The following is a 15,655-nucleotide window of genomic DNA, read 5'->3' as shown; positions in this document are numbered from 1 at the left end:
ACGGGCGTCTAACCTTGGGCGCAATGGTGAACAAATCCCGAACGCTGGCGGCGACGCTCGCCGCGGTCGTCCTCGCCGTGATGATGACCGGTTGCTCGCACCGGGCGGCGAACTCCCAGCAGGTGAGCAATCCCGCCGCGGCGGAGTTCGCCAATACGGTGCACAACGAGGTCACGGCCGACGCGATGATGGCGCACCTGACCAAGCTCCAAGACATCGCCAACGCGAATAACGGCACCCGGGCGGTGGGCACACCCGGCTACGACGCCAGCGTTGACTATGTGGTGAACACCTTGCGCCACAGTGGTTTCGACGTGCAGACCCCCGAATTTTCGGCGCGGGTTTTTCATTCCGATAAGCCCACGGTGACGGTAGGCGGTAAGGACGTCGAGGCACACGCGCTCGAGTTCAGCCTCGGCACCGGACCCGACGGGGTGAGCGGCCCGTTGCTGGCGGTGTCGACCGGCAACGGCCAGGCCTGTGCGGCCTCGGACTACGACAATCTCGCGGTGCGGGGCGCGGTGGTCCTGGTTGACCGCGGCACCTGCCCGTTCGCGCAGAAGGAGGACGCCGCCGCGCAGCGCGGCGCGGTGGCGTTGATCGTCGCCGACAATGTCGACGAGGAACAGATGGGCGGCACGCTCGGGGCGAACACCGTCGTGAAGATTCCGGCGGTCGGTGTCACCAAGTCCACCGGTTTGCAGCTGCGCGCCCAGCCCGGGCCGGTCACGATCAAGCTGGACGCCAGCAGTCAGAATTTTAAGGCGCGCAACATCATCGCGCAGACCAAGACGGGCTCGCCCACCGACGTGGTGATGGCGGGCGCACACTTGGACAGTGTGCTGGCGGGACCGGGCATCAACGACAACGGCTCTGGCGTCGCCGCAATATTGGAAACCGCGGTGCAACTTGGGAATTCGCCCCAGGTGCACAATGCGGTGCGCTTCGCGTTCTGGGGTGCCGAGGAACTCGGACTGATCGGATCGCACAACTACGTCGAATCACTGAATTTCGACGACCTCAAAAACATTGCCCTGTACCTGAATTTCGACATGCTCGCCTCGCCGAACCCCGGTTACTTCACCTATGACGGTGACCAATCCCTGCCGGCCGACACCCGCGGCCAACCGGTGGTACCAGAAGGTTCGGCAGGCATCGAGCGCACGCTGGTCGCCTACCTGAAGGGGGCCGGCAAGACCGCGCAGGATACGCAGTTCGACGGACGCTCCGACTACGACGGCTTCACCCAGGCCGGTATCCCGTCGGGCGGCTTGTTCTCCGGTGCGGAGGCAAATAAGTCCGCCGACCAAGTCAAATTGTGGGGCGGAACGGCAGATGAGCCGTTCGATCCGAACTATCACAAGAGCACTGACACGCTCGACCACATCGACCGCACCTCGCTGGGTATCAACGGCGCCGGCGTGGCGTACGCGATCGCTCTGTACGCGCAGGACCTCACCGGACACAACGGGGTCCCGGCCATCGCCGACCGCACCCGCCACGTGCTCGCAAAACGATGATCCGCCCCCTGTGCTCGGTATTGGTGCTGATCGGGCTGGTGGCAGGGTGCTCGTCGCCGCGGCCGGGACCGCCGGCGGCCGCGCCGGACCTCGGCCGGGTGCTGGCCGGAAAGGTCACTGCCGACGGGATGTTCGTGCACCTGCGGGCGCTGCAGGACATCGCCAACGCCAATAAGGGGAACCGGGCAGAGGGGACACCGGGCTACGACGCCAGCGTCGAATATGTCGCGAAAGCGTTGCGCGGCAGGGGGTTTGAGGTGGCCACACCGCAGTTCGATCGGCTGTACGCAGTGTCAGCGGGTAAGCCGTCGCTGACGATCGCCGCCAACAGCTATTCGGTGGACCAGGCCTCGCTGCTGGTCCGGACACCGCCGGGCGGTCTGAGCGGCCAACCGGTGAAACCCACGCAACCGTCGGGCTGCGCGGCGGGTGATTACCCGGCCACGCTGCCGGCGGGCGCCATCGCCGTCGTCGACGATGCGCGCTGCTCGGTGGTCGACAAGCAGAACAGTGCGAGGGCAAAGGGGGCCGCGGCAGTAATCGTGGTCAGCACGGCCACCGGGGAAGCAGCCCCGCCCACGTTGTTCACCACGGGCTACTACAAGCAGCTGACCATGCCGGTCGCCGTCGTGAGTAGCTATGGCGGCAGCGCGCTGTCGCACGCCACCGCACCGGTGCGGCTGGTGCTGGACGTCGAGAACATCAAGATCACATCGCGAAATGTGCTGGCGCAGACCAAAACCGGCTCGACGAACGACGTGATCATGGTTGGCGCTCACCTCGACGGTCCGCGTAGCGGTGCGGGCATCAACGACAACGGGTCCGGGGTGGCCGCGGTGCTGGAAACCGCCCTGCAGCTGGGCCCGTTGGCGCCGGTGAACAACGCGGTGCGGTTCGTGTTCTGGGGCGCCGACGAGGACGGGCTCAACGGCGTCATGGATTACGTGTTCGGCCTGGACGACGAGCAGCTCAACGACATCGCGATGTACCTGGACTTCAATCTGCTCGGTTCGCCCAACGCCGGCTTCTTCACCGACGACGGCGATCAGTCCGGCCCGCCCGGACAGGGGATCGCCTCCGCTGACGTGCCCGAGGGGTCGGCCGGTATCGAGCGCACCCTGTCCGGCTATCTCAATCTGGCCGGGAAGCGGCCCGCCGACATGCCGTTGGGCCCCCGGACCGACTACCACCCCTTCATGATCGCGGGGGTGCCGATCGGCGGCATGAGCACCGGCGCATCGCAGCTGAAATCCCCTGTGCAAGCACGACTGTGGGGCGGCAGGGCCGGAGTCGGATACGACCCCAATTTTCAAAGCCCCCGGGACACGATCGACAACATCAACCGGGAAGCATTGGCCGTCATGGGTTCTGGCGTGGCATACGCGGCAGGCAGCTACGCCATGTCCATTTCCGGTGTCAACGGCGTCCCGCTCCACGACAAACGGCATCGGACCCGGTTGCCCTAGTGGCGTTTGCTGGGACGCTGGTTTTCGCTACGCTGTTCAACCAGCGGACCTAGAATGAGAACCCTTTGATGCTGCCGTGCAGCCGGTCGGGATGAGGTTGGGCATGATGAACCGCGGGCAAGGTCGACTTCGGCTGCAGGGCAGTCGCAGGGGCGTCATCAGCGGTTCGCTGAGGGCGGCAATTGCCTGTGCAGCGACGGTGTTCGTGGTAGCGGGGTGTACGACAGTCCTCGACGGGCGGCCCCTGTCGATGCTCAACGACCCGTTCCGGGTAAGCGATCTGCTCGCCACCGACGGCCACAGCGGAATCCGCGAGAACCCGGCGCCACCGAGCGGCACGGTGATCAACACCGACAACGGACTGATCGACAAGCTGTCGTTGCTGTCGGTTACCGACATCGAGGACTACTGGAAATCGGCGTACAGCCAGTCGTTGCAGGGCACGTTCCTGCCCGTCGCGAAACTGGTCTCCTACGACTCCAACGATCCGAGCAGTCCGATCGTTTGCCACAACGAAACGTACAAGCTCGTCAACGCCTTTTTCACGTCCCGATGCAACCTGATCGCCTGGGACCGCGCGGTGTTCATGCCAGTCGCGCAAAAGTATTTCGGCGACATGTCGGTCACCGGCGTGCTGGCGCACGAGTTCGGCCACGCCTTGCAGCAGATGGCGAAGCTGGTGACCAAGCGCGACCCGACCATCGTGCGTGAGCAACAGGCCGACTGCTTCGCGGGGGTCTATCTGTATTGGGTGGCCGCCGGCAAGTCGCCGCGTTTCACGCTGAGCACCGCCGACGGCCTGGACCACGTGCTGGCCGGGATCATCGTCACCCGTGACCCGGTGATGGATGCCGAGACCGAGAACGACGACGAGCACGGGTCGGCGCTGGATCGGGTCGGCGCCTTCCAGATGGGCTTCATCAGCGGCGCGTCGGCGTGCGCGGGAATCAACCAGCAGGAAATCGCACAACGCCGCGGAGACTTGCCCAAGGGTTTGCAGACCGATCCCAACGGAGACCCCGAGACCGGCGAGGTCCCGATCAACGAAGACACGCTGTCGACACTGATGGACTTGTTGGGAAAGGTGTTCTCGCCGAAGAGCGCGCCGACCTTGTCCTTCCACACGAGCGCTTGCCCGGATGCCAAACCCAGTCCGCCCGCGTCCTACTGCCCGGCCACCAACACCATCATGGTCGACCTGGCCGGCCTGGCAGCGATGGCCAAGGTCTCCGACGAGAAGGAACACACCCTTCCGCAAGGTGATGACACCGCATTGTCGATCGTCATGTCGAGATACGCGCTTGCGGTACAACACGAACGCGGTCTACCGATGCAGAGCCCGTGGACCGCGTTGCGGACCGCGTGCCTGACCGGTGTGGTGCACCGCAAGATGGCCGAGCCGATCGACACCCCCTCCCATAAGGAGCTGCTGCTGACTGCGGGTGACCTCGACGAGGCCGTCGCCGGCTTGCTCACCAATCACATGGTCGCCAGCGATGCGGACGGGACCAGTGTGCCGGCCGGCTTCACCCGCATAGCGGCGTTCCGCGGCGGCGTGGCCGGTGACATGGACGCCTGCTACACGCGGTACCCCGGCTAACCAAGGCGTAGAGTATGCAACCACTTGACCTCAGGAGGCGTCGTGACGGAAGAACCGCCTAGCTATCCGCCCCCACCAGGCGAATCCGGGTATCCGCCGCCGGGGCAGGGTTATTCGCCGCCTCCGCCGGGGCCGAGCTATCCGCCACCGGGAGGAAGTTACCCGCCACCGCCGCCGGCGCCGGGTTATCCGCCCCCGCCCGGAGGCGGTTACCCACCCGCAGCAGCCGGCACCAACGGCATGGCCATCGCCTCGCTGGTCTGCTCGTTGTTGGGCTGGCTCTGCGGCATCGGGCCGATTCTCGGCATCATCTTCGGCATCATCGCCCTGGGCAAGATCAAGCAGACCGGTGAAGGTGGCCGGGGGTTGGCCATTGCCGGAATCGCGATCGGCGCGGTCCTGATCGTGGTCGGTATTGTCATCGGGATCCTCAGCGCGATCACCGGGACAGTGGAGCGGGATCGGTATCACGACAGATATTCAGGCGCTCCCGCCACCGTTTACATCGACAACGTCGACTTGTCGGCCGTCCCGGGTCTGGCTGCCTAAACAGACTGGTGCTCAACCGATTTCGGCGAGTCGCGGAACCAGCTCGTCGCCGAAGCGTCGGATGTAGCCGACCGGATCGGGATTTCCCGGCAGCGGGCCGATGTTGATCATGGTGAATCCCAGCTCGGCGTACCGCTGCACGTTCTTCAGGTAAGCGTCGACGTCACCGAACGGGTCGGCAAGAACGCCAACGGTTTTGCGGATGTCGCCGGCGTCCCGGCCCACGGTGTCGCAGTGCCGGTTGAGCACGTCGACCTTGCGCCGCAACACGTCGGCCTCTTGAACCGTGCTGTTCCAGATGTCGGCGTACTGCGCGACCATTCGCAGCGTCTTCTTCTCGCCGTCGCCACCGATCAGGATCGGCGGGCGTCGAATCGGTTGCGGCTCACAGATTGTCTCGGCCAGCTGATAGTGCTTGCCGGCGTAAGGCCCGTTGTCGTCGCTCCACATCTGTCGACAGATCTGCAGCGTCTCCTCGAGCATCTCGAAGCGTTGGCTCAGTGGCGGATAGGGAATGCCCAGGGCTGCGTGTTCGCGGTCGTACCACGCCGCGCCCAGTCCCAGCATCGAGCGGCCCTGCGACAGCACGTCCAAGGTGGTGACCGTCTTGGCCAGCACGCCCGGGTGGCGATAGGTGACTCCGGTGACCAACAGGGTGAGGTCGATCGTGCTGGTCTGTCCGGCAAGGAAACCCAGCGATGTGTAGCCCTCGAGGAATGGGTCCTCGGCCGGGCGCCCGGTGTTCTCCATCTGAAGGAAATGATCGGCCAAGGTGAACATGGTCGCGCCCGCTTGCTCGGCGGCCTTGGCCGCGTTGGTCAATGTCGGACCCAGCTCCGTGGGGTCGCCGGGTAGAAAATCGATAAAGTGCACACCTATTTCCATTGCCACTAATGCCCTTTCAGGATTCGGTCAATCGTTCAAGCAGTGCCAGCGCATCGACGATGATGCGGCGTTCGGCTTCGGAGTAACGGTCCTGCAACTCGCGTGCCAGCCACTCCTCCCGCACTTGGCGATCGCTTTCGGCGCGCTGACGGCCCGCCTTGGTCAACGAGACCACTTGACGCCGACCATCTTCGGGGTCGGGTGTGCGCTCGATGAATCCGCGCTGGCCCAGGGCGGCCAGGATGGTTGCCATCGACTGAGGACGTACCCGCTCGGCACCGGCCAACACGCTGGCCGATGACGCGCCTTCCTTCCAGAGCCGGGTGAGCACCGCTGTCTGTGACGGGGTCAGATCGTTGCGGACCTCGACATCTCGCAGTCGACGTCGTAACCGGGTGAACACCACGCGAATGTCCCGCGCGGCGGTTGCAGCGGACTCGCCGATGCCATCCATGCCACCACCGTAAACTAGACAGTCCAAACTGTCCAGTTTCAACTGTCTAAATAGTGCTATCGCGGAAGCGGGTCAGGTCAAGCAGACGTTGGAGAACAGCAACACCGGCCTGGACGCGATCGAGCCGAGAAACGACACCACCAGGTCGGCGCCCTGCATGCCGCGAAGATGGTTGGTGTGCGTCGATGACCAGATCAGCCCGACGATCGAGTAAGGAATGCCCAGCAGCACCGCGAGTGCGATCCACTCGGCCACCGTCATCTCGTAGTTCAACAACTGCCGCAGCTTGGCGATCAATCGACCGACTCCTTCCGGGTACCTGGCTTATCGTTGCGCATATGGCAGCGTTGGCGGCAGGGATGGCCCGCATTCGCAGCGGGCTCGCGCGTCGGGTCTCGGTCCAGGCGCTCATCGAGTTGGGCCTGTGGCTCGCCCTGCCCTACCTGCTGATCGGCTTCTTCTGGGCCACCATCCACCCCGACCGGGTGCGCGAACTGCAAGCCGAATGGGGGAAAGTGACCCCGATCAGTCCGGACCTGGTCGCGTTCGGCGAAGCCGCCGCGCTGTGGCCCGCGATCTTGCTGCTTCCCACCACCTGCACCCTGCCGGGGCAGTAACCCCTCAGCCCAACAGGCGCAGCGCCGCATCGACCGCGAGCGCGGGTACGTCGAGCGTCTTCGAGCGCAAATCGTGTCGCGCGCCGGCGATTTCGACGACCTCGGTCGTCGCGGGTATCAACGCCGCGGCATCGCGCACCTCGGCCGGCGTGCCGAAGGGATCCGACGTGCCGTGGGTGAACACGGTGGGCACCCGAATAGCGGGCAGGTGTTCGGTGCGGAGTCGTTCCGGCTTTCCTGGTGGATGGACCGGATAGGAAAACAACGTCAACACCGCCACCTGGAGCGGGTCTGCCTCGGCGAGGACCATCGACGTCTGCCGGCCGCCGTAGGAATGTCCGCCCGCGATCAGCGGTCCGTCGGCAAGGGTGCGGCACAAGGCGATTGCCTCGCCGATTCCGGCGCGGTCGGTGGCCGCCGAGCCGGACGGCGGCCCCTTGGGACGGCGTCGCCGGTAGGGCAGGTTGTACCGAACAGCCAGCCAGCCGCGCCGCGCCCATTCGTCGCAAATCCGTTGCAGCAGCTCCGATTCGCGGTTGCCGCCGGCACCGTGCGTGAGCACCACGACACCGTGCGCGACGCCGTCGGGTTGGTGCGCGATACCCGCGATCTGGTCGAGATTCACGACAGCCGGAACAGTGGCGAGACCGGGCCGTGGCCCTGGCCCAGCGGGTAGGCGGCACGCAGGCATTCGGTGACCCAGCGCTTTGCGAATGCGACGGCCTCGGGAACGGTCAACCCGTGGGCCAGCGCGCAGGCGATCGCGGCGGCCAGCGTGTCACCGCCACCGTGGTCGTTGCCGGTCGCGATGCGCTCGGTATCGAACTCGTAGAAATCCGCGCCTCCGGAAGGGCCACCGTAGAGCAGGTCGCAGCTGCGTTGCGACGAGCGTAGGTGGCCGCCCTTGACCAGCACCCACTGCGGGCCCAGCGCGTACAGTGCCTTGGCCGCCGCGCGCTGCGACTCGGCGTCCACCACGTCGAGTCCGACCAGCAGCCGCACCTCGTCGAGATTCGGCGTCACCAGCGTGGCTAACGGAAACAGTTGCGTGCGAAGCGAATCCAGGGCCGCGGGCGCCATCAGCGCATCGCCGTGCATGGACGCCGCCACCGGGTCGACAACCAGGGGCACCGTCAATCCGAGCCGGTGCCAGGTGGCGGCCACGGTGTCGATGATGCGCGGTGATGCCAGCATCCCGGTCTTGGCGGCCTGAATACCGATGTCGCTGACTACCGCTTCGACCTGACCGGCGACCACGTCTTCGGGAACCTGGTGAAAGCTCTTGACTCCCAACGTGTTCTGCACCGTCACCGCGGTAACCGCGATGCAGGCGTGCACGCCCAGCAACGCAAAGGTGCGCATGTCGGCTTGGATGCCCGCACCACCGCCGGAGTCCGATCCGGCGATGGACAGCACGCGGCGCGGCGTCGCACCCGGCGGCGCCAGGGGCAGGTAGTTCACTGTGCCGGAGCGCCGCGACCCGGCCTGCGCATCCGCCTCACGGCTGCGTGATCGGCAGATACACCCGGTTGCCGTGCTCGGCGAACTCGCGTGACTTCTCGGCCATGCCGTTCGCGAGCATGGCTTCGATGTCCTCTTCGGTCTCCAGGCCGTGCTTGGCGGCGTAGTCGCGGACATCCTGGGTGATGCGCATCGAGCAGAACTTCGGCCCGCACATCGAGCAGAAGTGCGCGGCCTTGGCGGGTGCGGCGGGCAGCGTCTCGTCGTGGTACTCCCGCGCGGTGTCGGGATCCAGCGACAGCGCGAACTGGTCGTTCCACCGGAACTCGAAACGCGCCTGGCTCAACGCATTGTCTCGATCCTGCGCGTGCGGATGCCCCTTGGCGAGATCGCCCGCGTGGGCCGCGATCTTGTAGGCGATCACACCGTCCTTGACGTCCTTGCGGTCCGGCAGCCCGAGGTGCTCCTTCGGCGTGACGTAGCAAAGCATCGCCGTGCCGGCCTGGGCGATGATCGCCGCGCCGATCGCCGAGGTGATGTGGTCGTAGGCCGGCGCGATGTCGGTGGCCAGCGGGCCCAGCGTGTAGAACGGGGCCTCCTCGCACAGCTCCTCTTCGAGCCGCACGTTCTCGACGATCTTGTGCATCGGGACATGCCCGGGGCCCTCGATCATCACCTGCACGCCATGGGCTTTCGCGATCTTCGTCAGCTCGCCCAGGGTGCGCAGCTCGGCGAACTGCGCGGCGTCATTGGCGTCGGCGATGGATCCCGGCCGCAGCCCGTCGCCCAGGGAGAAGGTGACGTCGTATTGGGCGAAGATGTCGCAGAGTTCTTCGAAGTTGGTGTACAGGAACGACTCTCGGTGGTGAGCCAGGCACCAGGCCGCCATGATCGACCCGCCGCGGGACACGATGCCGGTGACCCGCTTGGCGGTCAGCGGCACATAGCGCAGCAGCACGCCGGCGTGCACCGTCATGTAGTCGACGCCTTGCTCGCACTGCTCGATCACGGTGTCGCGGTAGAGCTCCCAGGTCAGCTCGGTCGGGTCGCCGTTGGTCTTTTCCAGCGCCTGGTAGATCGGCACGGTGCCCACCGGAACCGGCGAGTTGCGCAAGATCCACTCGCGCGTCTCGTGGATGTTCTTGCCGGTGGACAGGTCCATGATGGTGTCGGCACCCCAGCGGGTCGCCCACACCATCTTGTCGACCTCTTCGGCGATCGATGACGTCACGGCCGAGTTGCCGATGTTCGCGTTGACCTTGGTCGCGAATGTCTTGCCGATGATCATCGGCTCGATCTCGGGATGGTTGTGGTTGGCCGGGATGACCGCGCGTCCGCGGGCGACCTCGTCGCGCACCAGCTCGGCGGGCATGCCCTCGCGCGCGGCGATGAACGCCATCTCGGCGGTGATCTCACCGGCGCGGGCCCGCTGCAGTTGGGTGCCGCGGTCGCGGACCACGCCGGGTCGCGGCGGTAGCCCGGCACTCAGATCGATCGTGGCGTCCGGATCGGTGTAGGGCCCGGAGGTGTCGTACAGATCGAAGTGCTCGCCGTTGGAGAGGTTCACCCGGCGCAACGGCACCCGGGCGCCGGGAACTCCCTCGAGCTCCCGATACACCTTCGTGCTGCCCCAGATCGGCCCGGTGGTCACGGACGGTTCGACGGTTACGGTCATATTTTCATCTCCCTACGCCGGCATTATCCGGTCAGGTTCGTACGGTCGACGGCCCCAAGCCGTCCTCTCAGCACACTCGGCGTGCGCTCCCGCGGTTGTTTACTTGTTCGGTGGCTAACGCCCGCACGCGACGTTACCCCCACCCCGGGCCATCCGCGCCGCACGGCAGCGCTCAAGCGGTCCAGATTGCGAAAATACCGACCCCGTCAACGAAGGAAAACGGGTTCCAATCAGCGGATTGCTCTTCCGTGAATTTCCCGCAGTGCGATGATGAAGGACGTGCAGCAGCCCAAGCAAGCGGGTGCCGCGACATTCACCCGGACTCGGAAGCAGCCGATGAAGGGGACCGGGGGCGCCGCGATTTCCTACCTGAACGTCGGCAGCTTCAAGTTCTGGTTCGACGATCAACGCTGGGAGTGGTCCGACGAGGTCGCGCGGATGCACGGCTACGAACCCGGGACGGTCGCGCCGACGACGAAACTGATGTTGTCCCACAAACATCCCGACGACCGCGAGCACGTCCGCGATCTACTCCACCATGCGTTGCACTCCGGGGAGTCCTTCTCCAGTCGGCACCGCTTTGTCGACACATCCGGCGCGGTGCACGACGCGATCGTCGTGGCGGACCGGATCGTCGATGACGAGTCGGGTGCGGTGCGGGGGACGGCGGGCTACTACATCGACCTGAGCGGCATCGACCAAGCCCGTCACGAAAGCCGCCAGGAAGTTCTCGACGAGGCGCTGCCGGATCTGTTCGAAAACCGGGCGGCTATCGAGCAGGCCAAGGGCGTGATGATGGCCATCTACCGGGTCAGCGCCGACCAGGCGTTTCGGGTGCTGCAGTGGCGTTCGCAAGAAACCAACATCAAGCTGCGCGCGCTGGCCAGGCAACTGATCCAGGAGGTCAGCGACCTGCCGCCGATGTCAGCGGTGGTGCAGAGCCAGGTCGACCATCTGCTGTTGACGATCCACGAGCGCATCCCCGCCGAAGGCGATCGCTAGACCTCTTCCATCGCTTCGCCGATTTCTTCCAGCAGCTTGTTGTGGTGGTTGCTGGCCAGGATGTGTCCGGCGGCGATGACCAGGGCGACGGGCCAGTCGATCAATTCGAGCGCGGCCAGGGCGGCGAGGCCGCCGTAGTAGGCCAGCTGTTCGGGTCGCGGAATCTCGGTCCGCCCGACCACGGGCAGCTTCACCACGAAGGTTTCGCCCGCGCGAATTTTTTCTACCGCTTCGCGTTGAGATGTTGCACGGCGAGTTTTCTTTTCCGCCATCATTTGCCTTTCAGTAACGAAGGGTTTCCCAACTCGCCTAGTGACTTGGTCACCGTCGGTCTATGTCGACGACCGACTCCCTGGCCGATCCGATATTTTCGTCTGTTGCTTCGGTGCTACGCGTGCCGTTGCTCGAACTCTATGCGCTGCTGTGGCGCGTCGGGATCGTGGAGATCGTCCAGACCGATCGGACGCATCGCAGGCCACCGCGCTTTTCGTCGCGAGTGATTTCGCGACCCCGGGCGACGATCTGCCCCGACCCGTCAGCACACGCTGCCGGGCGGCCGCACGGCCGGCCACAACGCGCGTCGGCGTAGTCAAGTACCTCTAGTTGGTGCTGCGCAACGGCGCGGCGCCGGCGCGACGTCCGGCCGTCTTCTTGGCGGGAGCCTTACCAGCGGACTTCGACGGTGCCGACTTTGGCGGCGTCGACCCGGTTGGTACCGGCTTGAGCTGGGCTTTCGCCGGGCCCTGGGGCTTGCGGTTGAGCCGGTGCAAGACCAGCGCACCGCCGCCGACCGCCAATAGCAACGGCCACTCAACCAGCCCGGCCACGCCCAACGCGCCGATGGCCAGTGCGGCCGCCGGGGTCGAGTGACTGCCCGAGTTGATCCCGCGCTTGATGCCCTCGGCCGCTCCGGTTACCCCACCCACGATTCCATTGATTGCCGCGCCTCCGACGGCGCCCGCAGCGGCGGTGGTGGCATCCGCCGCGCGATTGACAGTCTTACCCGCGTTGCGGACTGCCCCTCCGACGACACCCATGATGACTCCCTGGATCCTTGGTCGCTCTGGTTGCAACCGCGTAGCAACATGTATACCCGCCGAACGGGCGGTTAACAGCAGCAACGAAAATTGTGCACGTATCTAACAACGCAAAATGCTGCCACGTCGGGAACGTACTCACAACGCGAAGCCGCGTGGAATTGTTCGGTCACCCGGGATTCAAGTCGACTAATACCGGAGCGTGATCGCTGGGCGCCTTGCCTTTGCGTTCGTCCCGGACAATCTGCGCATCGGCGACCCGCCCGGCCAGCGCCGGTGAGGCGAGGATGAAGTCGATGCGCATCCCTTGCTTCTTCGGGAACCTCAGCTGGGTGTAATCCCAATAGGTATAGACGCCGGGACCCGGGGTGAAAGGTCGTACCACGTCGGTGAATTGCGCCTCGACAATCGCATTGAACGCCCGGCGTTCCGGCTCGGACACATGCGTGGCGCCGGCAAAGAATTCGGTGCTCCAGACGTCGTCGTCGGTCGGTGCGATGTTCCAGTCGCCGACCATCGCGATCTGTGCGCTGGGATCGTCGCGCAGCCAGCCGGCGGCCGTATCGCGCAGGGCGGCAAGCCATTCCAGCTTGTAGGTGTAGTGCGGGTCGGCCAGCGTGCGGCCGTTGGGCACGTAGAGGCTCCACACCCGCACGCCACCGCAGGTCGCGCCCAAGGCGCGGGCTTCGGCGGTTGCAGCCACCTCCGGCTTGCTGCTCCAAGTGGGCTGGCCGTCGAATCCGACCCGTACATCCTCCAGGCCCACGCGCGACGCGATTGCCACGCCGTTCCACTGGTTGAAGCCGACGTGGGCGACCTCGTAGCCGAGTTCCACGAACGGCAGGGCGGGGAACTGGCTGTCGGAGCACTTGGTCTCCTGCATGGCCAGCACGTCGACCTCGGCGCGGGCGAGCCAATCGGTGACGCGGTCCAGGCGAGTGCGAATCGAGTTGACGTTCCAGGTCGCTAGTCGCACAGCTAGACGGTATCCCAGCCGGCCGACCGGGCCTCGAAATAGCGACGGCGGTGGTGCAGTCGGAAGCCGAGGTTGTCGGCGAGGCCGGCCGTCGCGATATCGCTCTCGGCAAGGGCGATGTATGCGCGGGTGGCGCCGCGGCGCGCCCCCCAGGCCAATTGGTCTTCTCGCGGCGCCGAGAGTCCTACCCAGCGGGTGCCGTCGGGCGCATCGGTCACGGCGGCCCCCTCGCCCGTGCCCGGCGCTGGGGCGATGCTCGGCACGTCGCGGACCAACACGCGCTCGGTGCGATCGGCCACCGCGGTGCGCGGCGGGGTCAGCAAGCGGTCCGGGATGGCCAGCAGCGGGGATCGGCCGCGATGCTCGTACCAGGCGACGATCGCCGGGACGGAGCTCAACCGGGCGGAAATATCCAGTGGCACTGCCGAATTCGAGGCAAAGCCGGCCTCGTCGCCGTCCCCCTCGGCCGGGCGATGCCCCCATCGCAGCAGCCAGCCGTCCAACCAGGCGTCTTCCGGGCCGGGCCGGGCCGCCGCGGCGGCGTACTCCAGCGCACGGATCGCCGACGTGCGCACCGGTGCGTCGGTCAGCACCCGCAGGGCCACCGCATCGGCGGCGGCGAATTCGACGACCGCCCCTGTTTTCGTCTGCACCCGCACCACCGGATCCACCGCCAACAGGTGTCCGACCGCATCCGAGAGTGGCGGAACCGAGCCGGCCGGACGCCGGTAACGAACCGTCACCCGGGTTCCGAGGTCCGGCCACGAGACCATCAGTGACCGAACGGATCCGGTCCCTCGCCGGGCGTCCAGGACAACCCCGGCACACCCCAGCCGTGGGATTTGACGGTGCGCTTTGCGGCGCGGGCGTGCCGTCCGATCAGGCGGTCCAGGTAGAGGAAGCCATCCAGGTGCCCGGTCTCGTGCTGCAGCATCCGGGCGAACAGTCCGGTGCCCTCAATGGTGATCGGTTTGCCGTGGGCGTCCAGCCCACTGACTCGCGCCCAGTTCGCGCGCCCGGTGGGAAACGACTCACCGGGAACCGACAGGCACCCCTCGTCGTCGTCGCTCGGGTCGGGCATGGTCTCGGGTATCTCGGAGGTTTCCAGGATCGGATTGACGACCACGCCGCGGCGGCGCTCGGTCATGCCGCGGTCGTCGGCACAGTCGTAGACGAACACCCGCAGGCCGTGTCCGATCTGATTAGCGGCCAGCCCGACGCCGTGGGCGGCGTCCATGGTGTCGTACATGTCGGAGATCAACGCGGCGAGATCGGCCGGCAGCGAACCGTCGGCGCCGACGGGCACCGGGTTGGTCGGTGTGTGCAACACCGGATCGCCCACGATGCGGATTGGTACGACTGCCATGGTCGGCTAGCTTAAGCCCGCCGACGATGCGCGCCGCAAAGCGGCGGGCTGAGAAGGTGGGCAATCAGAATCAGGGCCGCGAAGTAAGCAATGAAGGCAATCCGCCGACTCGCGGGTCTGGATGAGGGCTTGAGGGTTCGCGGCGTGATTCAATATTCGCCGAAACATGCCCCGGTGTAAGTCAAGTCAGCAGAGCTACAGGGAATTCGGCGGAAGGGTCCAGGGGAAGCGATATGGACAGCGCCATGGCGCGGGCAAATCGATCGGGGGACGATGCTGAAGTCGCCGATGGGCTGACCCGACGCGAACACGACATACTGGCCTTCGAGCGTCAATGGTGGAAGTTCGCCGGTGTCAAGGAAGACGCGATCAAAGAGTTGTTCTCGATGTCGGCAACGCGGTACTACCAAGTGCTGAACGCGCTAGTGGATCGGCCAGAGGCGCTGGCCGCCGACCCGATGCTGGTGAAGCGGTTGCGGCGGTTGCGGGCCAGCCGCCAGAAGGCGCGTGCAGCCCGGCGCCTCGGCTTCGAGGTGACCTGACTAGCTACAGTAGGGCTCGATGAAAGAGCGTGTTCCCGATTCCACGGGGCTCCCACTGCGGGCCATGGTGATGGTGTTGTTGTTTCTCGGCGTCATCTTTTTGCTGCTCGGGTGGCAGGCGCTGAGCTCCTCCGGGAAATCCGACGACGACTCGGCCTCGGCGGCCTCGAGCGCGACCAGCACCAGCAGCACCGCCTCGTCAACCGCGACGAGCACCAAGCCCGCGGCCACCGATGCCGACGTCCACGTGTTCAACATCTCCGGCAAGGAAGGTGTCGCCGGGAAGACCGCGGACCAACTCAAGGCCGGCGGCTTCAAGGTCGTCGACGTCGGAAACCTGACGTTGCCCGAGGTGACCGTCACGACCGTGTACTTCACCGACGCCGGTAGCGAGCACGCCACCGCGGACGCGGTCGGCAAAAACCTGAACGCGCCGGTCGAAGCGCGCATCCCCGCGCTTAGCGGGGAACCGCCCGGCGTAATCGTCTTGGTCGCGGGCTGACTC

The 15,655-nt window shown here is 65.9% G+C and carries 20 protein-coding genes and 1 riboswitch; of the genes, 9 read left to right on the top strand and 11 right to left on the bottom strand.

All coding sequences use genetic code 11. The features are described from left to right. Positions 1-23: 23 nt before the first annotated feature. The 4 genes from AAHS21_RS02295 to AAHS21_RS02280 all read left to right on the top strand — a co-directional run bounded on the left by AAHS21_RS02295 (position 24) and on the right by AAHS21_RS02280 (position 5,135). Complete coding sequence (locus AAHS21_RS02295) at positions 24-1,520, top strand: M28 family metallopeptidase (protein ID WP_342926088.1); 1,497 nt, start codon at positions 24-26, stop codon at positions 1,518-1,520. Then, on the top strand, positions 1,517-2,986 hold the full coding sequence (locus tag AAHS21_RS02290; protein ID WP_342926087.1) for a M28 family peptidase: 1,470 nt from the start codon (positions 1,517-1,519) through the stop codon (positions 2,984-2,986). Before AAHS21_RS02295 ends, AAHS21_RS02290 begins: the two co-directional genes overlap by 4 nt. Positions 2,987-3,089: 103 nt before the next feature. Further along, positions 3,090-4,586, top strand: a complete 1,497-nt coding sequence (locus AAHS21_RS02285) for a peptidase (RefSeq protein WP_342926086.1) — start codon at positions 3,090-3,092, stop codon at positions 4,584-4,586. Positions 4,587-4,628: 42 nt separating this feature from the next. Further along, positions 4,629-5,135 carry a DUF4190 domain-containing protein gene (locus AAHS21_RS02280; protein WP_342926085.1) on the top strand — a complete coding sequence of 169 codons (507 nt, stop codon included), beginning with the start codon at positions 4,629-4,631 and terminating at the stop codon, positions 5,133-5,135. Between the two features lie 12 nt (positions 5,136-5,147). On the opposite strand, the gene AAHS21_RS02275 is transcribed toward AAHS21_RS02280, so the two are convergent. The 3 genes from AAHS21_RS02275 to AAHS21_RS02265 form a co-directional block, all read right to left on the bottom strand. Then, on the bottom strand, positions 5,148-6,020 hold the full coding sequence (locus AAHS21_RS02275) for an LLM class F420-dependent oxidoreductase (protein WP_342926545.1): 873 nt from the start codon (positions 6,018-6,020) through the stop codon (positions 5,148-5,150). Positions 6,021-6,036: 16 nt separating this feature from the next. Next, entirely contained in the window at positions 6,037-6,474 is a 438-nt protein-coding gene (locus AAHS21_RS02270) for a MarR family transcriptional regulator (protein WP_342926084.1), read from the bottom strand. Between the two features lie 72 nt (positions 6,475-6,546). Then, positions 6,547-6,771, bottom strand: a complete 225-nt coding sequence (locus AAHS21_RS02265; RefSeq protein WP_342926083.1) for a hypothetical protein — start codon at positions 6,769-6,771, stop codon at positions 6,547-6,549. 41 nt (positions 6,772-6,812) lie between these two features. Between AAHS21_RS02265 and AAHS21_RS02260 the strand changes: the two genes are divergently transcribed. Beyond that, complete coding sequence (locus AAHS21_RS02260) at positions 6,813-7,091, top strand: hypothetical protein (RefSeq protein WP_342926082.1); 279 nt, start codon at positions 6,813-6,815, stop codon at positions 7,089-7,091. Between the two features lie 4 nt (positions 7,092-7,095). On the opposite strand, the gene AAHS21_RS02255 is transcribed toward AAHS21_RS02260, so the two are convergent. From AAHS21_RS02255 to thiC, 3 genes are all read right to left on the bottom strand, one after another. Beyond that, on the bottom strand, positions 7,096-7,716 hold the full coding sequence (locus AAHS21_RS02255; RefSeq protein ID WP_342926081.1) for an alpha/beta family hydrolase: 621 nt from the start codon (positions 7,714-7,716) through the stop codon (positions 7,096-7,098). After that, positions 7,713-8,552, bottom strand: a complete 840-nt coding sequence (thiD, locus tag AAHS21_RS02250; protein WP_342926080.1) for a bifunctional hydroxymethylpyrimidine kinase/phosphomethylpyrimidine kinase — start codon at positions 8,550-8,552, stop codon at positions 7,713-7,715. The genes AAHS21_RS02255 and thiD overlap by 4 nt, the downstream gene beginning before the upstream one ends. 37 nt (positions 8,553-8,589) lie before the next feature. Continuing rightward, entirely contained in the window at positions 8,590-10,227 is a 1,638-nt protein-coding gene (gene thiC, locus AAHS21_RS02245; protein WP_342926079.1) for a phosphomethylpyrimidine synthase ThiC, read from the bottom strand. After that, positions 10,220-10,330: riboswitch (TPP riboswitch) on the bottom strand. Its footprint overlaps the gene before it by 8 nt. Before the next feature lie 233 nt (positions 10,331-10,563). On the opposite strand from thiC, the gene AAHS21_RS02240 reads away from it, so the two are divergent. Beyond that, positions 10,564-11,229 carry a PAS and ANTAR domain-containing protein gene (locus tag AAHS21_RS02240; protein ID WP_342926544.1) on the top strand — a complete coding sequence of 222 codons (666 nt, stop codon included), beginning with the start codon at positions 10,564-10,566 and terminating at the stop codon, positions 11,227-11,229. Here AAHS21_RS02240 and AAHS21_RS02235 read toward each other — a convergent pair. Next, positions 11,226-11,501 carry a hypothetical protein gene (locus AAHS21_RS02235; RefSeq protein WP_342926543.1) on the bottom strand — a complete coding sequence of 92 codons (276 nt, stop codon included), beginning with the start codon at positions 11,499-11,501 and terminating at the stop codon, positions 11,226-11,228. The genes AAHS21_RS02240 and AAHS21_RS02235 overlap by 4 nt on opposite strands. 62 nt (positions 11,502-11,563) lie before the next feature. Here AAHS21_RS02235 and AAHS21_RS02230 point away from each other — a divergent pair, with 62 nt between their 5' ends. Next, positions 11,564-11,818, top strand: coding sequence for an Rv1535 domain-containing protein (locus AAHS21_RS02230; RefSeq protein ID WP_342926078.1), 255 nt, complete (start codon positions 11,564-11,566; stop codon positions 11,816-11,818). 10 nt (positions 11,819-11,828) lie between these two features. Here AAHS21_RS02230 and AAHS21_RS02225 read toward each other — a convergent pair whose 3' ends face one another. From AAHS21_RS02225 to AAHS21_RS02210, 4 genes are all read right to left on the bottom strand, one after another. Beyond that, a complete protein-coding gene (locus tag AAHS21_RS02225; RefSeq protein WP_342926077.1) occupies positions 11,829-12,266 on the bottom strand; it encodes a hypothetical protein in 438 nt (145 codons plus the stop codon). A 169-nt stretch (positions 12,267-12,435) separates the two neighbouring features. After that, positions 12,436-13,242 carry an exodeoxyribonuclease III gene (locus AAHS21_RS02220; RefSeq protein WP_342926076.1) on the bottom strand — a complete coding sequence of 269 codons (807 nt, stop codon included), beginning with the start codon at positions 13,240-13,242 and terminating at the stop codon, positions 12,436-12,438. 2 nt (positions 13,243-13,244) lie between these two features. Continuing rightward, positions 13,245-14,015, bottom strand: coding sequence for a GNAT family N-acetyltransferase (locus tag AAHS21_RS02215; protein WP_342926075.1), 771 nt, complete (start codon positions 14,013-14,015; stop codon positions 13,245-13,247). After that, entirely contained in the window at positions 14,015-14,608 is a 594-nt protein-coding gene (locus AAHS21_RS02210) for a peptide deformylase (RefSeq protein ID WP_342926074.1), read from the bottom strand. Before AAHS21_RS02210 ends, AAHS21_RS02215 begins: the two co-directional genes overlap by 1 nt. A gap of 233 nt (positions 14,609-14,841) precedes the next feature. Here AAHS21_RS02210 and AAHS21_RS02205 point away from each other — a divergent pair, with 233 nt between their 5' ends. Together AAHS21_RS02205 and AAHS21_RS02200 are read left to right on the top strand one after the other, a co-directional pair. Continuing rightward, a complete protein-coding gene (locus AAHS21_RS02205; protein WP_205876226.1) occupies positions 14,842-15,150 on the top strand; it encodes a DUF3263 domain-containing protein in 309 nt (102 codons plus the stop codon). Between the two features lie 19 nt (positions 15,151-15,169). After that, positions 15,170-15,652 carry a LytR C-terminal domain-containing protein gene (locus tag AAHS21_RS02200; protein WP_342926073.1) on the top strand — a complete coding sequence of 161 codons (483 nt, stop codon included), beginning with the start codon at positions 15,170-15,172 and terminating at the stop codon, positions 15,650-15,652. Positions 15,653-15,655: the final 3 nt, after the last annotated feature.

This window comes from Mycobacterium sp. 050272 (genome assembly GCF_039023525.1).
GTDB lineage: Bacteria > Actinomycetota > Actinomycetes > Mycobacteriales > Mycobacteriaceae > Mycobacterium.
This window is presented reverse-complemented; position numbering and strand designations above follow the sequence as displayed.

Coding starts and splice junctions, on each gene's coding strand:
- AAHS21_RS02295 (WP_342926088.1), top strand. CDS start 24: ATGGTGAACAAATCCCGAACGCTGGCGGCGACGCTCGCCGCGGTCGTC.
- AAHS21_RS02290 (WP_342926087.1), top strand. CDS start 1,517: ATGATCCGCCCCCTGTGCTCGGTATTGGTGCTGATCGGGCTGGTGGCA.
- AAHS21_RS02285 (WP_342926086.1), top strand. CDS start 3,090: ATGATGAACCGCGGGCAAGGTCGACTTCGGCTGCAGGGCAGTCGCAGG.
- AAHS21_RS02275 (WP_342926545.1), bottom strand. CDS start 6,020: ATGGAAATAGGTGTGCACTTTATCGATTTTCTACCCGGCGACCCCACG.
- AAHS21_RS02270 (WP_342926084.1), bottom strand. CDS start 6,474: ATGGATGGCATCGGCGAGTCCGCTGCAACCGCCGCGCGGGACATTCGC.
- AAHS21_RS02260 (WP_342926082.1), top strand. CDS start 6,813: ATGGCAGCGTTGGCGGCAGGGATGGCCCGCATTCGCAGCGGGCTCGCG.
- thiC (WP_342926079.1), bottom strand. CDS start 10,227: ATGACCGTAACCGTCGAACCGTCCGTGACCACCGGGCCGATCTGGGGC.
- AAHS21_RS02240 (WP_342926544.1), top strand. CDS start 10,564: ATGAAGGGGACCGGGGGCGCCGCGATTTCCTACCTGAACGTCGGCAGC.
- AAHS21_RS02235 (WP_342926543.1), bottom strand. CDS start 11,501: ATGGCGGAAAAGAAAACTCGCCGTGCAACATCTCAACGCGAAGCGGTA.
- AAHS21_RS02230 (WP_342926078.1), top strand. CDS start 11,564: ATGTCGACGACCGACTCCCTGGCCGATCCGATATTTTCGTCTGTTGCT.
- AAHS21_RS02225 (WP_342926077.1), bottom strand. CDS start 12,266: ATGGGTGTCGTCGGAGGGGCAGTCCGCAACGCGGGTAAGACTGTCAAT.
- AAHS21_RS02215 (WP_342926075.1), bottom strand. CDS start 14,015: ATGGTCTCGTGGCCGGACCTCGGAACCCGGGTGACGGTTCGTTACCGG.
- AAHS21_RS02210 (WP_342926074.1), bottom strand. CDS start 14,608: ATGGCAGTCGTACCAATCCGCATCGTGGGCGATCCGGTGTTGCACACA.
- AAHS21_RS02205 (WP_205876226.1), top strand. CDS start 14,842: ATGGACAGCGCCATGGCGCGGGCAAATCGATCGGGGGACGATGCTGAA.
- AAHS21_RS02200 (WP_342926073.1), top strand. CDS start 15,170: ATGAAAGAGCGTGTTCCCGATTCCACGGGGCTCCCACTGCGGGCCATG.